Raw genomic sequence first — 6,480 nt, forward strand, 5'->3', positions numbered from 1 at the left:
CTATAATATATAAACCGTTTTTTGTCAACCGTTTTTTCATCATCCCACATTCATACTGTCCAGAATGTCCTGCAGCTTGACCTTGATCCTCCGAAGGCCGTTGTCGATTGATTTCTCTTTTTTTCCAAGTTTCTCCGCCATCTGAGCATAACTGTAGCCTTCAAGAAAAAGCTCCAGCACAGACAGTTCCAATGAGCTCAGAGATTCTTTCAGTTTTTCCCGGATCGCTTTCATCCATTCTCTGTCAATGACCGTCTCCTCCGGACTTGCCGAAATCACGGCTGCGGAATGTCCCCAGGATTCCTCTTTTTCAAGTTCTTCCGAATCACTCAGTGAAACATAACCATTAAGGGGACTGTGTTTTTTACGTCCCGCTGTTGTCACTGCCGTATAGATCTGGCGTTCAATACACAGCTTTGAAAAATGATAAAATGACACAGACCGACCTTCATCATAATCCTGAACAGCCTTAAAAAGTCCGATCATTCCCTCCTGGATCAGATCTTCCGTCTCACCGCCCATCAAAAACATGGTTCTGGCCTTTTTAATGACCATCGGCTTATATTTTTCCATCAAAATATCCAGTGCCGCCCGGTCGCCCCGGCGGTACTGGCATATAAGACTTTCATCACTCTTAATATCTGTCATCAATTCATCCTCTGACGCACGATCTCATAAGCGAGAACGCCTGCTGCAACAGATGCATTCAGCGAATCAATATCTCCCTTCATCGGAATCGATGCGATAAAATCACATTTTTCACGGACAAGACGGCTCACGCCTTCACCTTCATTGCCAACGACAAGTCCGATCGGCCCTTTCAGGTTCAGACGATACATCACTTCGCCCCCCATATGACCGCAGACGAACCACAATCCTTCCTTCTTCAGATGATCGATTGTCTGACCAAGATTCGCAACTTTGGCCACAGGTGTATAATTTAATGCCCCTGCCGAAGTTTTTGCAACCGTCGCTGTCAGACCAACCGCACGATGTTTTGGAATGATCACACCGTGGGCACCTGCCAGATTCGCTGTACGAATGATCGCGCCCAGATTGTGGGGATCCTCAATGCCGTCCAGAATGAAAATAAAAGGATCTTCATTTTTCTGACGGGCAATATCTAAAATATCCTCCACTGTACTGTAGCTGTAAGCTGCTGCCATCGCAATGACGCCCTGATGCTGATGCGTCTCAGACAGCTGATCCAGACGCTCTTTTTTAACAAACTGAATATAGGTATCCTGTTTTTTTGCTGCCCGGATAATGGATTTTACCGGACCGTCCTCACAGCCGTCCAGAACAAATAATTTATCAACCGTTCTTCCTGAACGAAAAGCCTCCATAACCGGATTGCGCCCTTCGATCTTAAATTCTTCATATCCCATGCTTACTCTCCTAATTTATCACCAATACCTATGCGTACCAGCTCAATGATGCGTGCGTAATCCTGCTTCAAATGCAGATATCCCATGACCGCCTCAAATCCGGTAGCCATACGGTAATCCATCATATCTGCATTTTTCGCCATTGTGTGCGACCTTGTATTCCTTCCTCTTTTATAGACAACCAGCTCTTCCTCTGTGAACACATCCATCAGCTTCACGGCCGCTTCCGCCTGACTTTTTGCTTTAACAAGCTGACTGGACCGTTTATGGAGCTTATTGACCGGTGCATTCCCTTTTTCCACAATGATAGAGCGGATAACAAGTTCATACACCGCATCACCAATATAGGCAAGCGTCAGAGGTGAATAGGTTTTAAGGTCCACAGCTTCAAGTCCGAATGTTTCTCTGAAAGCTCCATCAAGCCGACTTATGCTCTCTTCCATTTGACACCCTCTCTTGTATCCTCCAGAAGAATTCCCTGTGCTGCAAGCTGATCACGGATTTCATCCGCTCTTGCAAAATTCTTTGCTTTACGTGCAGCCTGACGCTCTTCGATCAGTTTCTCAATGTCGGAATCAAGAAGCTCTTCTTCTTTTTCTGTGATGATTCCGAGAACATCACACAATTTCTTGATTGTATCTTTTACAGTCGCCACCAGTTTTGCAGAAGATTCTTTGTTCACATTCACATTAGCCAGTTTAACAAGCTCGAAAATAGCAGAAACCGCATCTGCTGTATTAAAGTCATCTTCCATGGAATCCTCAAATTTTTTCACAAGATCCTGAACCTGTGCAATCACTTCCTGCTCTGCATCTGTAAGTTCCCCATCTGTTCCCTGAATATCTTCCAGACGTCCGACAGCTGTCAAAATACGCTCAAGACCGTTCTTGGAAGCCGCCATTAAATCTGCACTGAAATTCAGCGGACTGCGGTAATGAGCACTGAGCATAAAGAAGCGCAGTACCTGAAGATCATATTTTTCACTGATTTCTCTTACCGTAAAGAAATTGCCGAGAGATTTGGACATCTTTACATTATCAATATTTAAAAAGCCATTATGCAGCCAGTATTTTGCAAATGGTTTGCCGTTTGCAGCTTCACTCTGTGCGATCTCATTTTCATGATGCGGGAAAATGAGGTCTTCACCGCCGGCATGAATATCGATCTCATCGCCAAGATACTTTTTAGACATGACAGAGCACTCAATATGCCAGCCCGGACGTCCGTCGCCCCATGGTGACGGCCAGGATGGCTCACCTTCTTTTTTCGGTTTCCAGAGAACAAAATCCATCGGATCTTCTTTCTCATCGCTGACCGCAATACGGATACCGGCAGAAAGATCATCAATATTTTTCTTTGACAGCTTTCCATAGCCCTCAAATTTACGTGTACGGTAATAAACTGTGCCGTTTACTTCATATGCATAGCCCTTGTCGATCAATGTCTGGATCATATCGATCATGCCGTCGATTTCTTCCGTTGCCTTTGGATGAGTTGTTGCTTCCTTCACATTGAGGCCTTCCATATCGGTCTGAGCTTCCTTAATATATCGCTCAGAAATCACGGATGCCGGCACGCCCTCTTCATTGGCCTTTTTAATGATCTTATCATCCACATCTGTAAAGTTGGATACATAATTCACATCGTATCCTTTATATTCAAAATAACGGCGCACCGTATCAAAAACGATCATCGGGCGGGCATTACCGATATGAATATAGTTATATACGGTCGGGCCGCACACATACATGCGCACCTTTCCCTCTTCTACAGGGACAAATTCTTCCTTTTTACGTGACAATGTATTATAAAGTTTCATCTTCACTCTCCTCCTTATTGATATAGCGAGTCGCTACTGTTTTTTCATTATATTGTGTAGAAATGATGCCGCCGTCGGACATCCGGGAATAAACTCCCTGAAACTTTCCATTATAAGTATATAATCCGGTCAGGTTGCTGTAAAGCTGAAATTCATATGGTTTTTTACCAAAATAGATATTTTCCGTCAAATAAGGCCTGCAATACTCCTGAAGAATATAATTTTGTCCGAAACATCCGTCCACAATCCGCTTCCACTCACTGTGACTGTAGTCAACACCTGCATACACACCTTTTGCCGCATAGGAATCGACCGGTTTGATGATCCAATCATCTTTATCTTCATAAACCTTTGAAAGCAGGCCTCCTTCTCCGATTTTATCCAGCTCAAAAGTCTTCGGAAGATGTTCCTCAATAAACTGATTTTCCTCCGGAGTCAAAATTACCTTTGTCATCGGATGGACAAGGACCTGATTGATGGCTTTATGATGAATGATCTGAGTCTTAAAAGCACCGATCAGACACACGTTTCCCTCTTTAACAGCCTGAATAAAAGGCTGCACCCGGTCATAGTCTTTCATAATGTCACTCGTCACCGCACGGCGATAAACCACATCGATCACATGACCTGTCGGAGACAAGAGCTTTCCGTTCTCATAGGTCAAATGACGGATATCACACACTTCCGCTTCAATTCCCTTCGCACGAAAATGACGTTCAAAGACAAAAAATTCTCTTAAATAAGCTTTATCAAGGAAATCCATAATTGCCACATAAGGTTTTTCTTTTGCCCCTTCTACCGAATGATAAGTTTCTAAAAGGGCATCGATCCAGGAATCGACTAGCTCAAATCGTCCCGCATTCACTTCATGTTCGAACGCTGTCCATGCATTATTCATATAAAGGATATCATCCAGCACCTTATTTTCATTCATTGCACTGGTTCCATCCGTATTAAATTCACAGAATTTAAATTGTCCATTTTCTTCATTATAAAAAATATCAATTCTGCAGACCGGAACCGCTTCCTTATATCCTGTCGGAAGAAGGATCAGTTCTTCCAGCTCCTTTGAAAAAGGAAAAAGTTTTCGATATTCCGGATCTTTCAGATAGGCTTCAATCACTTTTTCAAAAATACCGTAGGTTTCTGACACAATTTCCGAAAAATGCTCGATCGTACGATAATCAAAAATCTTTGGGATCGGCATGGTGCGGGTATAATTATTTCCCCCCGCATTCAAATCTGAATGTTTAATATAATTTTCCATCCGAAATGCGGACTTTTTACATTCACTCATGTGAGAACGGATATAATCCCCAATCATTCCTGTCAGTTCTTTTGCATTGATGTCTTTTTTATTGATTGATGTGTTCATACCATACCTCCAGAGCTTCTTTTTCTGTTCCCTCAAGATTTTCTTCTGCTTTTCCAAGCATCCAGTGCAGAATCAGGCGCGCATTCAAGCCATAAACTTCTGCATCATAACCATCCTCTTTAATATTTTCTTTTGCTTTGATGACGTCCTCCCCATTCTCCGGCAAAACAAGCAGCATATCCTTAATCGTCTCCTCACTGGAAAAAATGCCTTTAACGAGGGCACAATAGGCTTTCACAAAATGCTCCGGCATACTGTCTGCAGAACGGATCTCAATAAACTGTTTCAGACGAACGTCCGGAAAGACCATTGACAGATAATGTTTCACGTTGTCTTCATTATCCCCGTAACTTTCCATACACTGACCAATTGTCTTATCCGGTTCATAAACATATCGATCCGACGCATGCATGACAATAACCGGCACGTTCATAAGCCACTTCGCATAAGAATCAAAACCAAAGTCCTCCGAAAATGTATCCGGACACATGCATACCCGTTCCGGATCCACCCCCTGCCAGATCGTATCACGCAGCAAATGGCCGTCAAAGACTTCCCCTTCAAAGCAGGACACATTCTCTGTAAGCAGAGCAAAAAGCGGATCCAGCAGCCATGCAAGGCGATATTTTCTTACAAAATCTTCCTCATCAAAGTAATCCACCGACACATGACAAGCCGCTGTCGCCCGCATCATATTCTTTCCATAACGGCCCGTCTGCTCAAAATAGCGATTCATACACCGATAACGCTCTTTTCCTATTAAAGGAACCTCCTCGGCCTTTTTATAAGGAAGATAACCTTCTGTCACAAGCTTATATCCCCAGCTTTGTACAATCTTTTCCACTTCAAGACGGGCCTGGTGATAACGTTCCATCATCTGATCTACAGATGCAAAGGGTGCTGTACTGATCTCCAACTGACATCCAGGCTCAAGCGTAATGAGAATATCATCACTTTCAAGTCCGATCAACATTCCCTCTTCCAAATGTTTTTCAGGATAACCGGCCGACAGTCTTTCCATCAATGCCGCCACACCATGTTCTCCTTCATAGACCATCGTTTCATGGGATTCACAATTTATAATAAAATGCTCCACCTCAAGTCCCACATTGAGCTCGCCCTCTTCCTTGCATCCATCCATAAAATATTTTACAAATTTCTCTGTCTTCATAATTTATGCCTTCTCAATCATACAGATCGCATTGGATGCAATGCCCAATCCTTCTCCTGTAAAACCAAGTCCTTCTTCTGTTGTTGCCTTAATGTTAATCTGATCCACATCTATATTCAAAGCCTTCGCAGTATTCTCACGCATCGCCTGAATGTGAGGCGCCATTTTCGGTCTCTGAGCAATGATCGTCGCATCAATATTCCCAATCCTATAACCATGTTCATCGAGAAGTCCACCCACATGTTTTAATAATTCCACGCTGGAAATTCCTTTATATGCCGGATCTGTATCCGGAAAATGCTTTCCGATATCTCCAAGCGCCGCTGCTCCGAGAAGTGCATCCATAATCGCATGTAAAAGCACATCTGCATCTGAATGTCCTAAAAGCCCTTTTTCATAGGGAATATCCACGCCTCCAAGTATCAGTTTTCTATCTTCTGTTAAACAATGGACATCATATCCCATTCCTATTCTTATCTTCAATTTCACGACCTCCAAAATCCGGATAATTTATTCTTAGTTTCTTTCACAAATTCCATAATAATCATCTGCTCTTCTACTCTGAGTTTTACATCACATATTTCCGATTATACACCTATTAGGTATATTATACAATCTCCGAAGTTTGCTCTCACCCTCCAAAAAATATCGCCCCCGGAAACAAATCCAAAGGGCGACTTACTCATTATTATAAACAATATTTTATTTTATGATGTGGGTGTCAAAA

At 42.9% G+C, this 6,480-nt stretch carries 7 protein-coding genes; all 7 read right to left on the reverse strand.

All coding sequences use genetic code 11. The annotated features are described in order from the left end of the window. Positions 1 to 39: 39 nt before the first annotated feature. The 7 genes from QZZ35_RS08155 to ispF are packed head-to-tail and all read right to left on the reverse strand — an operon-like array spanning position 40 to position 6,230. On the reverse strand, positions 40 to 648 hold the full coding sequence (locus tag QZZ35_RS08155; RefSeq protein ID WP_291236951.1) for a sigma-70 family RNA polymerase sigma factor: 609 nt from the start codon (positions 646 to 648) through the stop codon (positions 40 to 42). Continuing rightward, positions 648 to 1,388: a 23S rRNA (guanosine(2251)-2'-O)-methyltransferase RlmB gene (rlmB, locus tag QZZ35_RS08160; protein WP_291236952.1), complete on the reverse strand. Its 741-nt coding sequence runs from the start codon at positions 1,386 to 1,388 to the stop codon at positions 648 to 650. Before rlmB ends, QZZ35_RS08155 begins: the two co-directional genes overlap by 1 nt. Positions 1,389 to 1,390: 2 nt before the next feature. Further along, positions 1,391 to 1,831 (reverse strand): Mini-ribonuclease 3, encoded by a 441-nt coding sequence (locus tag QZZ35_RS08165; RefSeq protein ID WP_291236953.1) that lies wholly within the window; start codon positions 1,829 to 1,831, stop codon positions 1,391 to 1,393. Beyond that, the gene (cysS, locus tag QZZ35_RS08170) at positions 1,816 to 3,207 is read right to left on the reverse strand and encodes a cysteine--tRNA ligase (RefSeq protein WP_291236954.1); all 1,392 of its coding nucleotides are present in this window, start codon (positions 3,205 to 3,207) and stop codon (positions 1,816 to 1,818) included. Before cysS ends, QZZ35_RS08165 begins: the two co-directional genes overlap by 16 nt. Continuing rightward, positions 3,194 to 4,582 carry a glutathionylspermidine synthase family protein gene (locus QZZ35_RS08175; protein ID WP_291236955.1) on the reverse strand — a complete coding sequence of 463 codons (1,389 nt, stop codon included), beginning with the start codon at positions 4,580 to 4,582 and terminating at the stop codon, positions 3,194 to 3,196. The genes cysS and QZZ35_RS08175 overlap by 14 nt, the downstream gene beginning before the upstream one ends. Continuing rightward, positions 4,563 to 5,753 (reverse strand): glutamate-cysteine ligase family protein, encoded by a 1,191-nt coding sequence (locus QZZ35_RS08180; protein WP_291236956.1) that lies wholly within the window; start codon positions 5,751 to 5,753, stop codon positions 4,563 to 4,565. The genes QZZ35_RS08175 and QZZ35_RS08180 overlap by 20 nt, the downstream gene beginning before the upstream one ends. Before the next feature lie 3 nt (positions 5,754 to 5,756). Beyond that, the gene (ispF, locus tag QZZ35_RS08185; protein WP_291236957.1) at positions 5,757 to 6,230 is read right to left on the reverse strand and encodes a 2-C-methyl-D-erythritol 2,4-cyclodiphosphate synthase; all 474 of its coding nucleotides are present in this window, start codon (positions 6,228 to 6,230) and stop codon (positions 5,757 to 5,759) included. Positions 6,231 to 6,480: the final 250 nt, after the last annotated feature.

The organism is Frisingicoccus sp. (assembly GCA_016298055.1).
In the GTDB taxonomy this organism is placed as follows: Bacteria; Bacillota; Clostridia; order Lachnospirales; family Lachnospiraceae; genus Frisingicoccus.